Source organism: Lewinella sp. IMCC34183 (assembly GCF_003390915.1).
Classification (GTDB): Bacteria; Bacteroidota; Bacteroidia; order Chitinophagales; family Saprospiraceae; genus Neolewinella.
Genome location: NZ_QMEM01000002.1, coordinates 353,805 through 370,111, shown reverse-complemented (window position 1 = coordinate 370,111; position 16,307 = coordinate 353,805). Strand labels below are relative to the sequence as shown.

Annotated in this window: 15 protein-coding genes; 11 read left to right on the top strand and 4 right to left on the bottom strand. The window is 65.1% G+C overall.

Annotated features, from left to right (window positions below; genetic code table 11):
• The first annotated feature begins 28 nt into the window (after window positions 1-28).
• Complete coding sequence (locus DQG19_RS06735; protein WP_157974369.1) at window positions 29-817, top strand: hypothetical protein; 789 nt, start codon at window positions 29-31, stop codon at window positions 815-817.
• A gap of 71 nt (window positions 818-888) precedes the next feature.
• Window positions 889-1,626, top strand: coding sequence for a glucosaminidase domain-containing protein (locus DQG19_RS06730; RefSeq protein WP_116125475.1), 738 nt, complete (start codon window positions 889-891; stop codon window positions 1,624-1,626).
• A 17-nt stretch (window positions 1,627-1,643) separates the two neighbouring features.
• Here DQG19_RS06730 and DQG19_RS06725 read toward each other — a convergent pair whose 3' ends face one another.
• From DQG19_RS06725 to DQG19_RS06715, 3 genes are all read right to left on the bottom strand, one after another.
• On the bottom strand, window positions 1,644-2,048 hold the full coding sequence (locus tag DQG19_RS06725) for a DUF5606 domain-containing protein (RefSeq protein WP_116125474.1): 405 nt from the start codon (window positions 2,046-2,048) through the stop codon (window positions 1,644-1,646).
• Window positions 2,049-2,115: 67 nt separating this feature from the next.
• Window positions 2,116-4,110: a thiamine pyrophosphate-dependent enzyme gene (locus DQG19_RS06720; RefSeq protein ID WP_116125473.1), complete on the bottom strand. Its 1,995-nt coding sequence runs from the start codon at window positions 4,108-4,110 to the stop codon at window positions 2,116-2,118.
• 18 nt (window positions 4,111-4,128) lie between these two features.
• The gene (locus DQG19_RS06715) at window positions 4,129-4,473 is read right to left on the bottom strand and encodes a hypothetical protein (RefSeq protein WP_116125472.1); all 345 of its coding nucleotides are present in this window, start codon (window positions 4,471-4,473) and stop codon (window positions 4,129-4,131) included.
• Between the two features lie 139 nt (window positions 4,474-4,612).
• Between DQG19_RS06715 and DQG19_RS06710 the strand changes: the two genes are divergently transcribed.
• The 6 genes from DQG19_RS06710 (at window position 4,613) to araA (ending at window position 10,846) form a co-directional block, all read left to right on the top strand.
• Window positions 4,613-5,023, top strand: a complete 411-nt coding sequence (locus tag DQG19_RS06710) for an ester cyclase (RefSeq protein WP_116125471.1) — start codon at window positions 4,613-4,615, stop codon at window positions 5,021-5,023.
• Between the two features lie 68 nt (window positions 5,024-5,091).
• On the top strand, window positions 5,092-5,952 hold the full coding sequence (locus tag DQG19_RS06705; RefSeq protein ID WP_157974368.1) for a nuclear transport factor 2 family protein: 861 nt from the start codon (window positions 5,092-5,094) through the stop codon (window positions 5,950-5,952).
• A gap of 193 nt (window positions 5,953-6,145) precedes the next feature.
• Window positions 6,146-6,838: an NUDIX hydrolase gene (locus DQG19_RS06700; RefSeq protein ID WP_116125469.1), complete on the top strand. Its 693-nt coding sequence runs from the start codon at window positions 6,146-6,148 to the stop codon at window positions 6,836-6,838.
• Window positions 6,839-6,840: 2 nt separating this feature from the next.
• Complete coding sequence (locus DQG19_RS06695) at window positions 6,841-8,583, top strand: ribulokinase (RefSeq protein ID WP_116125468.1); 1,743 nt, start codon at window positions 6,841-6,843, stop codon at window positions 8,581-8,583.
• Between the two features lie 34 nt (window positions 8,584-8,617).
• A complete protein-coding gene (locus tag DQG19_RS06690) occupies window positions 8,618-9,316 on the top strand; it encodes an L-ribulose-5-phosphate 4-epimerase (RefSeq protein WP_116125467.1) in 699 nt (232 codons plus the stop codon).
• 90 nt (window positions 9,317-9,406) lie between these two features.
• Complete coding sequence (gene araA / locus DQG19_RS06685) at window positions 9,407-10,846, top strand: L-arabinose isomerase (RefSeq protein WP_232826452.1); 1,440 nt, start codon at window positions 9,407-9,409, stop codon at window positions 10,844-10,846.
• An 83-nt stretch (window positions 10,847-10,929) separates the two neighbouring features.
• On the opposite strand, the gene DQG19_RS20815 is transcribed toward araA, so the two are convergent.
• Entirely contained in the window at window positions 10,930-11,097 is a 168-nt protein-coding gene (locus DQG19_RS20815; protein WP_157974367.1) for a hypothetical protein, read from the bottom strand.
• A 218-nt stretch (window positions 11,098-11,315) separates the two neighbouring features.
• On the opposite strand from DQG19_RS20815, the gene DQG19_RS06680 reads away from it, so the two are divergent.
• The 3 genes from DQG19_RS06680 (at window position 11,316) to DQG19_RS06670 (ending at window position 16,282) form a co-directional block, all read left to right on the top strand.
• Window positions 11,316-12,551: a hypothetical protein gene (locus DQG19_RS06680; protein WP_116125466.1), complete on the top strand. Its 1,236-nt coding sequence runs from the start codon at window positions 11,316-11,318 to the stop codon at window positions 12,549-12,551.
• A 174-nt stretch (window positions 12,552-12,725) separates the two neighbouring features.
• Entirely contained in the window at window positions 12,726-14,543 is a 1,818-nt protein-coding gene (locus tag DQG19_RS06675; RefSeq protein WP_116125465.1) for a T9SS type A sorting domain-containing protein, read from the top strand.
• Between the two features lie 71 nt (window positions 14,544-14,614).
• Complete coding sequence (locus tag DQG19_RS06670) at window positions 14,615-16,282, top strand: DUF885 domain-containing protein (protein WP_116125464.1); 1,668 nt, start codon at window positions 14,615-14,617, stop codon at window positions 16,280-16,282.
• Window positions 16,283-16,307 lie beyond the last annotated feature (25 nt).

The window sequence follows — 16,307 nt, the reverse complement described above, 5'->3', positions numbered from 1 at the left end:
ACAGAAAGCGCGTTATTGACGTATGATCGTGCGCTGGATACTCCTTTTGCTGCTCGCGTGGCCCGGCTCCCGGCTGCCGGCCCAGGTGGTCGACTTCTTCCTGGACCCCGTCGGCAAACCCTATTACCTCCTTGCCGACGACCGCTTCGTCACCGCCAACCGGCTGGGCGATACGGACTACAGTTGGTACGACAGCAGCCTGGGCAGCCCCGACTACATCGACGTCACCAACCCCTTCCAGATCCTGGTGTACTACCGCGAGTACGGCACCGTGGTCGTGCTGGACCGTACGCTGAGCGAGCTGGACCGCATCGATCTGTTCGCCAACGAACTCCTGCAGCAGCCGGGGGCCATCGCCCGGAGCTACGACGACGGGATGTGGGTGTTCGATAGCTGGAACTACCGGCTCGTGCGTCTCGACGCGGAGGGCCGCATAAACCAACAAACCAACAATTTGCGGCTGGAGCTCGGGCTGGCGTCGGCGCCCGATGCCATTTTCGTAGACCGCAACGCCGTCATGCTCTACTTCGCCGGGGAGGGCCGGCTGGCCGTATTCACCAATTACGGTCAATTCCGGCATTGGGTGGCCGTGCCGCCAACCGCGCGACTCTCCTGGAACGCCCCACGGCTACTGGGGATCGGCCCCGATCGGGAAACGTGGCTGTGGAGCCCGGAACTGCGGCAGGTCGCACCGGTAGGGCCGCTGCCGGAGACGCTTTCGGCCGCGCAGCGTATACTGGCCGGGCCGAAGGGGTTCCTCAGTGTCGGGCCCACGGCCCGGGAATTACGCGCCACGGCGTTTGAAGAAAAAAACTAAACAAACAATTTGTTTTAAACGAGTGGACCAACTAACTTTGCAGCATACGTTTCGAATAAAGGTTGCAAAAAATGAAAGTTTTACTCACCCGCCTGACGGCCTTCGCCGGCCGGCACTGGCTCCGTATTGGCCTGATCGGCTGTGCCCTCCTGCTCTTCTCCCAGAAGCAGATCGATTTCAACGTCCGTCTGGGCCATCCGGGGCCGGACGCCTTGCCCGCTGCTAATCCCGACGGTCTGGCGCCCGCGCCAGTGGTCGACACCGAGGAGCCACTGCTGATGTCGGAATCGCGGCCGTCGGTGGCCGAGGCGGGCGGGTTTTTCTCCCGGTTCAATTTTTTCGGTTCGGCCACTCCCGATCGGTTCGAGGAACTTTCCCTTCGGTCGTCGGGGGAGGTCGACGCTTTCGTTACCCGGTTCCGGCACGTGGCCGAGGCCGAGCAGGAGAAGTTCGGTATCCCGGTGAGCATTACGCTGGCTACCGGTCTGCTGTACAGCCGGGCCGGGCAGGCGGCCGGCGCGCGGGAAGCCAACAATTACTTCGGCCTGGGCTGCGGTAGCGACTGGGCCGGACCCACGGGCCGCGCGGCCGGCGACTGTATACGGAGTTACGAGACGGCCTGGACCTCTTTCCGGGATTTCAGCCTATACCTCAGCAGCGGCCCCTACGCCCAGTTGGCGCAGTTCGGTCCGCGCGACTACCACCGGTGGGCCGCAGGGATGCAGGAACTGGGGTTCAACGCGAACGGGAACCTGGCCTCCGAGCTCCAGCGGACGATCGACCGCTTTCAGCTTTTCCGGTTTGACTAACGCTAAGGGGGCGGGGGTTATTCCTCCTCGTCCAGCCCTTCGAAGAGTTTGTTCTCCAGCAGGAAGTGGTACCACTTCAGCAGGCGCTTGATGTCGCTGGCGTGTACGCGGTCCTTGTCGTAGGTAGGCAGCACGTCTTCCAGGTAGTCGAAGAGTTGCTCGTTGGGGGCGCTGGCGGCGGGGGCGGGATTGTCCTCCTGCTGTTCCTGCATCCGGCCGAAGACCTTGCGCAGGGGTTCCGCATCACCGTCCTCGGTGTACACCGCCATACTCTCCAGCGGGGCGAATTGGTGCTTGCGGGCCGGAGCAAAGTGCCGCTTTTCCGTGGCCAGGTGCTCTACGATAATGCCGCCCTTGCGTTCGGTGACAACGTTGTAGAGGCCGGGAAGACCGGAGACGGCGATGATTTTAGCAAACTTCATAGGTAGCAGTCGTATTGTGGCGGCGAAGGTAGTGGGTAGGCGACAACTCCGCGCTGCGGATCGCCGGTCAGTACGCCAGCAGCGACCGAATGGCCTCCGCCAGCCGCTCCCGCGGCAGGTAGTTGGTCTCCAGCGCCCCCGCGAAGGGTACGGGCGTGTCGAGGCTGGCCACCCGGCGCACGGGGGCGTCGAGCAGCTCGAAGCAGTGCTCGCCGATCCAGGCGGCCAGTTCCCCCCCGAAGCCACCGGTTAGTGATGCTTCGTGCACGACCAGCACGCGGCTGGTGCGTGCGACGGTGGCGCGGATGGCGGCGTAGTCCAGCGGCGCCAGCGTACGCAGGTCGACGATCTCGGCGTCCGCTTCCAGGGCTTCGGCGGCCTCCAGGGCCCAGTGCACGCCGGCTCCGTAGGTGATGATGCTCAGGGCGTTGCCGGCGCGGGCGGTGCGCGCCCGCCCGATCTCTACCGGCGTGAAGCCCGCCTCCACCGGGCCCGTCAGCGAGCGGTACAGCCCCTTGTGCTCGAAGTAGAGCACGGGGTTGGGGTCGGCCAGGGCCGCGATCAGCAAGCCCTTGGCGTCGGCCGGCGTGCTGGGGTAAACGATCTTCAGCCCGCTTACCGAGGTGAACCAGCTCTCCATCGTCTGGCTGTGGAAGGGGCCGGCACCGACTCCCCCGCCTACGGGCAGGCGTACGACCACGTCGGCGTGCTGCCCCCACCGGTAGTGCAGCTTGGCCAGGTTGTTAACGATCTGGTTGAAGCCACAACTGACGAAGTCGCCGAACTGCATCTCCACCAGTGCCTTGCCGCCGGCCAGCGCGTAGCCCAGGGCGGCACCGATGACCCCGCTTTCGCAGAGGGGGGTGTTGCGCACGCGGTCGCTGCCGAATGCCTCGACGAAGCCCTCGGTGATCTTGAATACGCCCCCGTATCCGGCGATGTCCTGTCCCATCAGCACCAGGTCCGGGTAGGCCTGCATCGCTTCCCGCAGCCCGTCGCTGATGGCGTCTACGAAGCGCAGGTCGGTTACTTCTCCCGTTCCCTCGCCTACCGGCGGGGCCGCGGGTGCAAAGCGGTCGGCGAGTTCCAGGTCCGTCCGGGCTTCCACCGGTGGTAGGGCGCCCGCCGCGGCGAGGGCCGATTCGATCTCCTGGCGAATGTCGGTTTCCAGCGATTGCTGACGCGCGTCGTCGAGCAGGCCGAGCTCCCGGAGGTAGGAGGCGAAGGTCGAGACGGGGTCGCGCGCGGTCCAGGCCTCGATCAGTTCCGGGGGGACGTACTTCACGCCGCTGGCCTCCTCGTGGCCCCGGACCCGGAAGGTGCGGCACTCAATCAGGACGGGCTCGGGATGTTCCCGCAGCTCGGCGGCGAGGTCGCGCAGGGTAGTGTATACCTCCAGGATATTGTTGCCGTCGATGCTCAGCGACCGCATGCCGTAGCCCACGCCGCGGTCGGCCAGGCTGTCGCAGGCGTACTGCTCGCTGACGGGGGTCGAAAGGCCGTAGCCGTTATTCTCGATGACGAATAGGACCGGCAGCTTCCAGACGGCCGCGATGTTGAGGGCCTCGTGAAAGTCGCCCTCGCTGGTGCCGCCGTCGCCGGTGAAGGCCAGGCTGACCCGGGGTTCCCCGCGCATCCGGTGCCACAGCGCCGTACCGGTGGCGAGGGCAAGCTGGGGGCCGAGGTGACTGATCATCCCTACGATACGGTGGGCGGAACTGCCGAAGTGGAAGCTACGGTCGCGCCCCTTGCTGAAGCCGGCGGCCTTTCCCTGCCACTGGGCGAAGAGCCGCTCCAGATCGACCCCGCGGCTGGTGAAGACGCCCAGGTTGCGGTGCATCGTGAAGATGTACTCGTCGGGCTCCAGGGCCAGGGTACAGCCTACGCTGATCGCTTCCTGTCCGATGCCCGAGAACCACTTGGAGATGACGCCGCCGCGAAGCTGCCGGAGCATCTTCTCCTCGATGAGGCGGGGCCGCAGGAGGTGTTCGTACAACCTGAGGAGGGTAGCGTCGTCCAGGGCGTAGCCCGTATAGGACAGGGGTGCGGAGGGGGCGGTCATGCCCGCAAGGTATGGATCCTAGCGCTTGCTGATCGGCAGCTTATACCCGTTGAAGGTTGCCGCGGCGGACACCTGGGCCCGGTACACGATCACCGGAAGGGCCCCCGCCGCGTAGGCGATGAAGCCGAGTTGCCACAGGGCGGCGATGGCGGCCACCCCCGCCGCGCCCCCGGCGGCCGTGATTGCCGGATGCGGCGCGGCGTTCACGTCGTTGACGTGCGCCGTACGCGGCCGCAGGCAGTGGCGGCAGGCCACCGGAAAGTATTCCCCGCGGTCGCGCTCCAGGTCGACCCGATCGGTAGCGGAGGTCCGGAAAGCGGTGTTTTCGTGACAGTTGGGGCAGGTGATGTACTTCCTGGTCATGGGCGTAGGCTTCCCGGTGAAAACGATCGGGCTGCGAGCGTAGGGCGATTTACGGGGGCCTTAACAACCCGGTGCAGCGGACGGCCGCTCGAACAACGGCGGCCGGTAACGCTATCCATAGTATAAAACAGATTAGACCATGACTAATGTAGATGCCCAGAAGAAATTTGGCGAAGCCGTAAATACCGGTAAGCTTGAAATGATCCGCGACGTAGTAGCCGCCGATGTCACCGACCACGACCCCGCCCCCATGCAGGGCCCCGGCCCCCAGGGCTTCATCGACTTCTTCACCATGATGCGCAACGCCTTTCCCGACCTGAAACTGGACGTGGATCACATGGTGACGGACGCGGACAACGTATCCTTCGCCTATACCGTGTCCGGTACCCACCGCGGTGAGTTCATGGGAGTCGCCCCTACAAACAATTCCTTCAGCGTAACCGGCCTGCAGATCGGCCGCTTCGAAGAGGGTAAGCTCAAAGAACGCTGGGGCAGCTCGGACGAGCTCGGCATCCTCAAGCAGATCGGAGCCGAGAAGATTCCTTCCTAGGCGCGGAGCCCGGTGGGCGGCCGATGACGCGGGAAAATCCGTATTCTTGTCAGAACAACCGGATCCGCATGCTTCGACCGCTCATCTTCCTACTTCTCCTCTCCCCGGGCCTCGTCGCACAGTCCGGACCCGCCGAGACCCTCACCCGCCTGTTTGACGGCATGCGGCGGGGGGATACCACGGGCATGGGCGCCCTCTTTCACCCCGCCGCTACCCTGCACTCGGTGAGCGCAACGGCGGCCGGCGGGCAGGGGGTGCAGCAGGGCGACATCGGCGCCTGGCTCGCCGGCGTCGCGGCCGCGCAGGCCGGTGACCTCGACGAGCAACTTCACTATACCCAGTTGCGGACCGACGCCGGGCTGGCTACCGCCTGGACGCCCTACACCTTCGTGCTCAAGGGAGAGGTACACCACTGTGGAACCAATGCGTTCCAGCTGGTCCGCGACGGTACCGACCCATCCTGGCGTATTCTCAATATCGTCGATACGCGGCGCACGGAGGGCTGTACCGAGGTGGACACCCTCCCTGTGCCCCGCCGGATCGACGCGTTGGCCACCGCCTGGCACCGGGCGGCGGCGCGGGCGGACAGCGCAGCCTATTTCGACCTGATGACCGGCGACGCCATCTTCATCGGCACCGACCCGGGGGAACACTGGAACAAGGAGCAGTTCCTTGCCTTTGCCGGGCCCTATTTCGCCGCCGGAAAAGCCTGGGACTTCACCGCCACCGAGCGCCACGTATTTTACGACGCGCACGATGACGTAGCTTGGTGGGACGAGTTACTCGATACCTGGATGGGGGCGTGCCGGGGAACGGGAGTAGCCACCCGCGACGCGGCGGGGCAGTGGAAGATCGCGCACTACACCCTGAGCCTGACCATCCCCAACGACCAGATGGAGGCCGTCCGGCAAGCCGTTGCGGGAGAGTAGCCGGGGGGGGGTAACGAAGGTTCCCCGACTCAATACTTCCCTCCTAGCGGCATTATTCCGATATTCGGGGCGCCAGCGCCGGAATTCCCGCCATTGGTGGCTGTATTCTGAGGCTGTGCCTTGTCTTGCCTTTCGGCAGGAATATTGGCGCGTCTAATTGTCCTGGTGACAATTAAAACATACATTTGTAGTTATGAAGGCGTATGACAAGCAGGAGAAGGTTCTCGTGGCCGTCGATTGTATCATTTTCGGTTTTTACGAAGGCCAGCTTAACCTCCTGTTGATTCGCCGTGATTTCGAACCCCGGCGCGGCGAGTGGTCACTGATGGGTGGCTTTCTGCGGGAATCCGAATCGCTGGATGACGCCGCGGCCCGCGTACTCCGGGAGCTGACCGGGCTCGACCAGGTCTACCTGGAGCAGTTCAGGGCCTTTGGAGAGGTCAACCGCGACGAAGGGGAGCGGACCGTCTCCGTGGGGTACTACGCCCTGATCAACCAGGAGAACGTGCAGCCGCAGCTCTCCGCCGACTACGCCGCGCACTGGGTGCCCCTCAACGAAATACCGCCGCTCATCTTCGATCACTCCGATATGGTGAAGGCGGCGCTGCGGCGGCTGCGCCACCGCGCGACGCACGAGCCCGTAGGGTTTGAATTGCTGCCGGAGAAATTCACCCTTACCCAGCTGCAGTGGCTGTACGAAGCGATCTTCGGAACGCCCATCGACGCTGGCAATTTCCGGCGGAGGCTGCGTAAGATGGACTACCTCCAGCGACTCAACGAAAAAGACACCACCAATTCCCGGAAAGGGGCTTGGTACTACCAATTTGTTTCCGAAGGCTACGCCATGGCCAAGCGTAATGGCGCCGACTTTCTGCTTAAACCGTAATCATGCAATCTTCCGCTTCCTACACAATCGGGATCGACTTCGGGTCGGACTCCGTCCGCGCTTTACTGGTAGACACCCGCACCGGGGAAGAAGCCGCCACCGGGGTTGCCTACTATCCCCGCTGGAAGGAGGGTGCATACTGCGATGCTGCCAATAATCGCTTTCGGCAGCACCCGCTCGACTATACGGAAAGCATGACCAGGGCGGTCCGCGATGCGCTCGCCGAGGCCCCCGCCGGTGCCGGCGACCGGGTTGTCGCCCTGGCGGTGGATACCACTGGCTCTACGCCCGTCGCCGTGGATGCCTCGGGTACTCCCCTGGCCCTGTTGCCGGAATTTGCGGAGAACCCCAACGCGATGTTCATCCTCTGGAAGGATCACACCGCCCTGGAAGAGGCCGCCGAGATCAACCGCGCCTGCCGGGCCGCCGAAACCGATTACAGCATATACGAAGGCGGCATCTACTCCTCGGAATGGTTCTGGGCCAAGCTACTGCATGTACTCCGCGAGGACCAGGCGGTGGCCGACGCCGCTCACTCCTGGGTCGAGCACTGCGACTGGGTACCTTTCCTGCTGAGTGGTGGAGACGACGTCGCCAAGATGAAGCGCAGCCGCTGCGCCGCGGGTCACAAGGCCCTTTGGCACCCCGAATGGGGCGGGCTTCCGCCCGAGTCCTTCCTGACCGGTCTGGACTCCCGCCTGGCGGGCTTGCGCGACCGCCTCTTTACCGAAACCTATACCTCCGACGAAGTGGCCGGTGCCCTGGCAGCCGACTGGGCCGAACGCCTCGGACTCCCGGCCGGCATCCCCGTTTCCGTGGGGGCCTTCGACGCCCATATGGGTGCCGTCGGTGGCGAGATCCGGCCCTTCTACCTATCGAAGGTGATGGGAACGTCGACCTGTGATATCCTGGTGGCCCCGCAGGATGCCGTGTCCGCGGGACAGAGCGTGCGTGGTATCTGCGGACAGGTTGACGGCTCCGTTATTCCGGGTATGCTGGGACTCGAGGCCGGGCAGTCTGCCTTCGGTGACGTCTTCGCCTGGTTCGCCCGCCTGGTCGCCTGGCCGTTGGAGAATATATTGGCTACGTCCGATGCCATCGACGCCGCCACCCGCGACCGGCTGATCGCGGACACCCGCTCGGCCATCATCCCTAAATTGAGCGACGCCGCCGCGGCCCTGCCCATCAGTACCGACGTGCTGGCCCTCGACTGGTTCAACGGCCGGCGGACGCCCGATGCCGACCAGGCGCTGAAGGGCGCGATCACCGGACTCAACCTGGGTTCCGACGCGCCCCGGGTCTTCCGGGCCCTCGTAGAGGCTACCTGCTTCGGCGCGCGCCGGATTGTCGAGCGCTTCATCGAGGAGGGAATCCCGGTCGAAGGACTTATCGGACTCGGCGGCGTAGCCAAGAAGTCGCCCTTTGTCATGCAGACTATGGCTGATGTTATGAACCGTCCCATTCAGGTAGCCCGCTCGGAGCAGACCTGTGCCTTGGGGGCCGCTATGTTCGCGGCCGTAAGCGCCGGGGTCTACCCGGACGTGTCCGCCGCGATGGCGAAGATGGGCGGCGGCTTCGACGCCGAATACGCCCCCGACGCCGACCGCGCGGCCGTCTACGAGGGACTCTACCAGCGCTACCTCGAACTCGGCGAGCAGGTGGAGCGCATTACCCACGGCCGCCGCGAGGACGCCGCCCCGGCGCAACCCCACGAGCGGGCCATGCCGGAAGGAGCCATCAAGTAATCCCCCGCACGCGTCGGGAACAGTCACCGTGACCATGTACAACAAGATCAAACTGGACGCTTACCGCGCCAACATGCGCCTGCCCGAGCTGGGCCTGGTGCTCTTCACCTTCGGCAACGCCAGCGCCGTCGACCGCGAACGCGGTGTATTCGCCATCAAGCCCAGCGGCGTGCCCTACGAGGAGCTCCGACCGGAGGATATGGTGGTGCTGGATTTCGACAACAACGTGCTGGAAGGAGACAAGCGACCGAGCAGCGACACCAAGACCCACGCCCTGCTCTACAAGCAGTGGGAGGGCATCGGTGGCATCGTGCACACCCATTCCACCTACGCTACCGCCTGGGCGCAGGCCCAAACCGGCATACCCATCATGGGCACCACCCACGCCGACCACCTTACGGTCGACATCCCCTGTGCCCCCCCGATGGCCGACGACAAGATCGCCGGTAACTACGAGCACGAAACCGGCTGGCAGATCATCGATTACTTCCGCCAACTGGAACTCGACCCTACGGAGGTTGAGATGATCCTCGTAGGCAATCACGCCCCCTTTACCTGGGGGAAGACCGCCGACAAGGCTGTATACAATGCCGCCGTCTGCGAAGAAGTAGCCCGGATGGCCTACCTCGCGCGACAGATCAACCCCGCTGCCCCAAAGCTCAAGGACAGCCTGGTGCAGAAGCACTGGCAGCGCAAGCACGGCAAAGAAGCCTACTACGGACAGGAGAAGTAGCCTGTAGGGGGTAGCACCCGTACTAGCCGCTACCCCCTGCAAGCTACCCGCTACCCCCCCCCATCATTCCAAACGAACAATCCATTCCCCTTGAGTAACTCAATTACGGCAACCGAAAAAACCCTCTATTTCCTCACCGGTAGCCAGCACCTCTACGGCGAGGAAACCCTGCGGCAGGTAGCCGACGACAGCCGGCAGGTAGCCGAGGCGCTCAACGGCATCGCGGGACTGCCCGTGCGCATCGAGTGGAAGCCGGTCCTGACTACCCCCGACGAAATCTACCGGCAGCTGCGCGTGGTCGAAACCGACGACAACTGTATCGGAGTCATCTGCTGGATGCACACCTTCTCCCCGGCCAAAATGTGGATCCGCGGCCTCAGCGTCCTGCACAAGCCCCTGTGCCACCTGCACACCCAGTTCCTGCGCGACATCCCCTACGCGAACATCGACATGGACTACATGAACCTCCACCAGAGCGCCCACGGCGGCCGGGAGTTCGGGCACATCTGTACGCGCCTCGGTGTACGCCGCAAGGTAATCGTAGGCCACTGGGCGGCCGCGCCGGTGCAGCAGCAACTGGCCGACTGGAGCCGCGTGGCCCTGGCCCGCGATGCCGACCTCAACATGAAGGTGGCCCGCTTCGGAGACAATATGCGACAGGTAGCCGTCACCGAGGGGGATAAGGTGGCCGCCCAGATCACCCTAGGATACAGCGTCAACGGCTACGGTATGGGTGACCTCGTCGACCGGCTCGACGCCGTGGAGGACAAGTCGATCGACGATCTGATCGACGTCTACCGCGAGCACTACACCATTGCCGACAACCTGCTACCCAACGGCGACCGCTACCCCAATCTCCGCTACAGCGCCCGCATCGAACTGGGTATGAAGGCGTTCCTCGAAGAAGGCGGCTTTACGGCCTTCACCGATACCTTCGAGAACCTCACCGGCATGCGGCAGCTCCCGGGCCTCGCCGTGCAGCGGCTGATGGCCGAGGGCTACGGCTTCGGCGGCGAGGGCGACTGGAAGACGGCCGCCCTGGTGCGGACCATGAAGGTGATGGCCACCGGACTGGAGGGTGGAAACAGCTTCATGGAGGATTACACCTACCACTTCGAGCCCGGCAACGAGGCGGTCCTGGGCAGTCACATGCTCGAGATTTGCCCCAGTATCGCAGGCGACAAGCCCCGGATCGAGTGTCACCCCCTGGGAATCGGCGGGAAGGCCGACCCCTGCCGCCTCGTCTTCACGGCCGGTGCGGGCGAGGCCCTCAACGCTTCCCTCGTCGATATGGGTGACCGCTTCCGCCTGCTCATCAATCCGGTCACGGCCGTCGCTCCCGGCGGCGACCTGCCCAAGCTGCCCGTCGCCCGCGTACTCTGGCAGGTGCATCCCAACATGGCCGACGGCGTAGCCGCCTGGATCCACGCGGGAGGCGCCCACCATACCTGCTACAGCCAGAACCTCAGCGTCCAGCAGCTGAAGGACTACGCAGTAATGAACGGCGTGGAAAGCCTCGTGATCGCGTAAGCCCCCGCAGCGTAGGGCGCCGTATACCGGTAACATCCCGGCCGTAACCCGCCACCTTCGGTAGTGCCACTTTAAGGCCTGCGTCAGTCCTCATCGTCCGTGTCTGCGGGCGGGTAGTCCTCATCGTCCGGATCAACCTCATCGAGCTCTGCGGAATTGTCCTCCATATCCCAGTCGTCCGCGGGCTGGGGGAGGGGAGTGTCGTCGGAGGAAACGGCGCGGTTGGCAAGGGTGCGTAGGGAAAGCAGCATGTAGGTTGGATTTGGTCATAGTAAGCACGGAATGACCGATAGTCCCGGTAATCCCGTTCCCCGAAACGCCCGACCCGCCCCGTAGCGCCGGGCGACGGGAAATTTAACAGCGCCCGCTACGGCGGTTGGTCTTCGGGTGGCGCAGGTCTATCCAGCCGGTCGATTCGTGCTGCGGCGGGCACACCCCCTTACCGGCCGGCGCGGGTTACCTTGGGGTCATGCGCAACCTTACGCTCCTGTTCTTATTCTTCACCGCGGGGCTCTCGGCCCAGGTGTCGACCCGGTACCTGTCTCCTGAATTCGATACGGTCTCCGTGGAGTATCCGCCCCCGGGGAATGCTTATCTGCACCGGGCGACCATCGTGGATACCTCCCGGGAGGGCTACCACCCCGGCATGGTCGGCAACCTGCTGCTGTTTGTCGGCGCGGTGGAGGAGGCCCGGCGGGCGCTGGAGGCCGGAGAACCCGCCCCGTTGCGGGATACCGCCCGGTACGCGCACTTCCGCGACCACTACCGAAGCACCCCTGCGTTACCCCAACTGCTGCGGGCGGCGGAGGACCACGAAATCGTGATCGTCAACGAGGTACACCACGATCCGCGCCACCGCACCTTCACCCGCTCGCTGCTTGCGGGACTGTACGACCGCGGGTACCGCCACCTCGGGCTGGAGGCACTGACCAACTGGGCCGGTGCCGATTCATCCCTGGCGGCCCACGCTTACCCCACGGTCCGCGCCGGCTTCTACCTGCAGGAACCGGAATTCGCAGCCATGGTGCAGGAAGCACGCGACCTGGGCTTCCGCGTATTCGCCTACGAAGACCCCTACGTACCGGGGCGGGAACCGGCGCAGCGGGAAGCCGGGCAAACGGCGAATATCGTTGCCTACCGGAAGGAGCACCCGGAAGGCAAGCTCCTGCTCCACGCAGGCTACGACCACGCCGCCGAGGGCACCATCGGGGGCAACTGGGGGCGCGCCATGGCCCAGCGACTGGCCGACAGCACCGGCCTCGACCCCCTGACCATCGACCAGACGGCCTACCGCGAGCGGGCGGATACCAGCCAGGAGGAATCCGCCTACCGTTACGCCGATCCGGAGGAACCGGTGGTGTACATCGATGCCCGCGGCGAACCCTGGCAGTACGGCTACGACGCGCACTGGTTTGATTACCACGTTTTCCACCCCCGGACCACCTACCGCCACGGCCGGCCCGACTACCGGTTCGGCTCCGGCCGCCGCGCCGTGTACCTGGACTGTGCGGATATCGGGGGGGCAGGGCCCTACCTGCTGCAGGCGTACCGGCCGGGCGACGACCTCGGCAGGACGGTGCCCCGCGACATCGTGGAAACCTCCCCGGGCGACCCGCGGGCGCTCGTCCTGTCCGCGGGTACCTACCGGGTACTGGCGACCACCCCCGACCAAAGGCAGTGGGTAGCTACCGTTACCGTGGAGTGAGTGCACGGCAGCTCGCCCATCCGGACCAGCCGGTAGCGGACCGCCGCGCCGGGCGACCGGCGGCAGGAAAGGAGCCTGTCTTGTAAAAAACCGCATCCTAATGCGTACTGTCAAAAAGGCGGGGTGAGAAAATGCGGTGAGCACCATGGCGTTACCGACATCGGAATCCCGCCTATGAAGTACCCGTACCTGTTCTTCCTTCTCCTGCCCGGGGTGGCCTTTGCCCAGTCGACCTTCGTACTGCCCGTATCCGACGTCAGCTACCGCGCCGATATGGTCATGACCCCGGCCGGCGACCGGGTCCTTTTCGGGGAGGTATTCCTGGCGGACACTACCTCGGTAGACTTGGACCCCGGGCCCGGCGTAACGCGCCTGGCCTACCCAAAAAAGAAGGCGGGCTACGCCGCCTACCTGGCCTCCTATGCCCCCGACGGCAAGCGGAATTTCTCCTTCCTCATCGGTGACGCCGAGCGCAGCGACGCCTTCGTGCAGGCCTACTACGTGGATACCGATGCGGAGGGAAACATCTACGTGCAGGGTACTTTCCACGGGTCGGCCGACTTCGATCCCTCCGCGGCGGTGTACCGCCTGAGCAGTCCGGACCCGGATACGGACCGCACCTTCGTTGCCTCCTATACGGCGGCCGGGGAACTGCGCTTCGCCCTGGATCTGCCCTACTATGCGGCGCCGAAGTACGAACTGGTGGACTACCGCCTGTTTGCTACCGATGGGGCCGGCAACAGCTACCTGGTCGTCTACAATACCCCTGACCACGATTACGACCCCGGGCCCGGGGAGCTGCGGCCCGACGGCAACAGCGCCATCATCCTTTCCTACGACCGCGACGGAAACTACCGTTTCGGATTCCGCACGATCCGGTCGCCCTACGTACTGGGGGCGTCCAGTAGCGGTGACTTTTACGTACTGGGTACCTTCCAGCCGCAGGACGAGGGCCGGGACCTGGACCCCACCGAGGGGAAGGAATATTACGTGGACGGGACCGCCGACTCGACCCGCTGTCTGCTGATCGCCTATGCCAGTGACCAGACCGTCAATTTTGCCCATGCCTTTCCGGGGGTCCACCCCTATCCGGATTTCATCGACGGCGACGCGGCGGGCAACGTGTACCTGACCGGCAGCATCTTCGCGACGACGGAGGTTGCCCCCGGCCCGGAAACCCATTACCTGGAGGTGCCGGTGGACTATGGTGATCCGGACCTCTTCCTCGCCAAGTATTCCCGGAAGGGAACACTGCTGCGCGCGGTCCTGCTGGAGGATCGCGACCCCGCCGACGCCTTCGAATACTTCTACGATCACCGCCTCCTCGACGATGGCACGCTCTACCTGTCGGGCTTCCTGGGGGGCAAGAATGTGGACTTCGACCCCTCTCCGACCGCCGAGACCGTCCTGAGCGGGAACGACGACTACCGCTACCGCACCTTCGTGGCGGGTTACGACGCCGACCTCAACCTCAACTTCGCCCACGCCCTCGCCGGTACGGAGGGGGAGGAGAACAGCCGGTACCGCCCCGCGATGCACCTCGCCGCGGGCGGCCGGGGCGACTGCCGGGGCTACGGCCTGCTGGGTACCGTACGGCTGCCCCTGGCGGGTGGGTTCGGCCCGGTGCCGGGTGCGGAGCAACCGGTGGTACACAATCCCGGCAAGGACTCCCTCGGTTTACTGCTCACGCTGACGACCGACCCCGGCTGCGGCGCGGTGACCCGCGTCAGGGAAAACCTGCCCGTAACGGCCGCGCCGCGGATTGCCCCCAACCCGTCCGCTACCGGACACTTCAGGGTGTATCTGGAGACTGCAGCGCCGGTGCCCTACCGGGTCACCGACGTATCCGGCCGCGCCGTAGCCACGGGCACGCTGACACCCGCGGCGGATGGCGTTATGACGGTGGACCTGGGGCGGGTGCCACCGGGTATCTACGCTGCCGAGTTCCTGCTCGAGGGGGCACCGGCCACGGCCCGCCTCGTGGTCCGGTAAGGGTGAACGGCCCCGCAGATTAGGCCCCGCACTCGCGTCCGCGCCGTACCTTTTGCCTTCAACCGATTGCGATGCGTACCGTTCTGCTCTGCTTCCTTTTGCCCGTTGCCCTTGCGGCCCAGTCCGATACGGCCGCCCTGCGGCAGTTGCTGGCCGACTACCGCGATTACGACCCCTACGACAGTACCGACGTCTGGGGCATTGCCGGTGAGCAAGAACTTTCCGCCCGGGCCGATCGCCTGCGCGGCTTCCGCGACCGGCTGGACGGGCTGCGCGACCTGCCCAATGCGGAGCGGGCCGACGCCGACCTGCTGGCCTTTGTGCTCGACGACCAGGTGTACCGGCTGGATTTCGGCGATCACCGCTTCCCGCTCGACGCCGAGGGGGGCTTCCTGGCGGGCATCGTGTACCGCTTCGGCAACCGGCGCGTGCGTACGCCCGACCAGCTGGCGCGGTATATGCACGAACTGGAGACACTGCCCGACTACTTCCGCGCCCAGCAAGCCGCCATGGCTCGCGGCCTGGAGGACGGCAAGACCAACCCGCCACGGGTGGTGACGCTGGTGGCCGACCTCGTAGACCGCACGGTGGCCGAACCCGTGGAAGCCAGCATCTTTCATCAGCCGGTGGCCGACTATCCGGCGGGGATGGAGCGGGTGGATTCGCTGATCGAAGCCGCCGTGTACCCCGCCTACCGCGCACTGGGCGACTTTCTGCGCACGGACTACCTGCCCGCTCTGTCCCCGGACCTGGGCATCGGGTCCATCACCGACGGCAAGGATTACTACGCCCAGCGCGTACGCTACTTCACCACGGACGAGGTAACGCCGGAGGAGGTTTTTGCTACCGGCCAGCGGGAGGTGGCCCGAATCCGGGCCGAGATGGAGGAGGTAATGGCGGAGACCGGATTCACGGGTTCTTTCGCGGACTTTCTGGCCTTCCTCCGTACCGATCCTCAGTTTTATCCGCAATCACCCGAGGACCTGCTGGAGCGGGCGGCCTGGATCACCAAGCGGATGGAGGCCCTGCTGCCGCGGTACTTCGACCGGCTGCCGCGGATGCCGCTGACGGTAGCACCGGTGCCGGCCGCCTTGGCACCTAATTACACCGGCGGCCGGTACAGCCCGGGCAGCTACCGCCAACGGCGCGCCGGAGCGTTCTGGGTAAATACCTATGACCTGCCCAGTCGGCCTTACTATACCCTCACGGCCCTGGCGCTGCACGAGGGCGTACCGGGCCACCACACCCAGATGATGCTGTCGGCGGAGCTCGACGAGCTGTCGGACTTCCGGCGGGGCCTCTACCTCTCGGCCTTCGGCGAGGGCTGGGCGCTCTACGCCGAGTACCTCGGCGAGGAAGCGGGGATGTACGAAACGCCCTACGACCGCTTCGGCCGCCTCACCTACGAAATGTGGCGGGCTTGCCGCCTCGTGGTCGACCCGGGCATCCACTACTACGGTTGGTCGCGGGAGCGGGCCGTGCAGTTCATGACCGAGAATACGGCGCTGTCGCTCCACGAGGTCAACACCGAGGTCGACCGCTACATCGGATGGCCGGGGCAGGCCGTTTCGTACAAGATGGGGGAGCTGAAGATCCGGTCCCTGCGGCAGCGGGCCGAGGAAGCCCTCGGCGACGACTTCGACTTGGCCGCCTTCCATAGCCTGATCCTGAGCCGCGGTGCCGTGACGATGGGCCTGCTGGAGGAGATGGTGGAAAACTGGATCCAAAATGCACGCTGAACCGGCGGTCGTATCGTTCTGATTA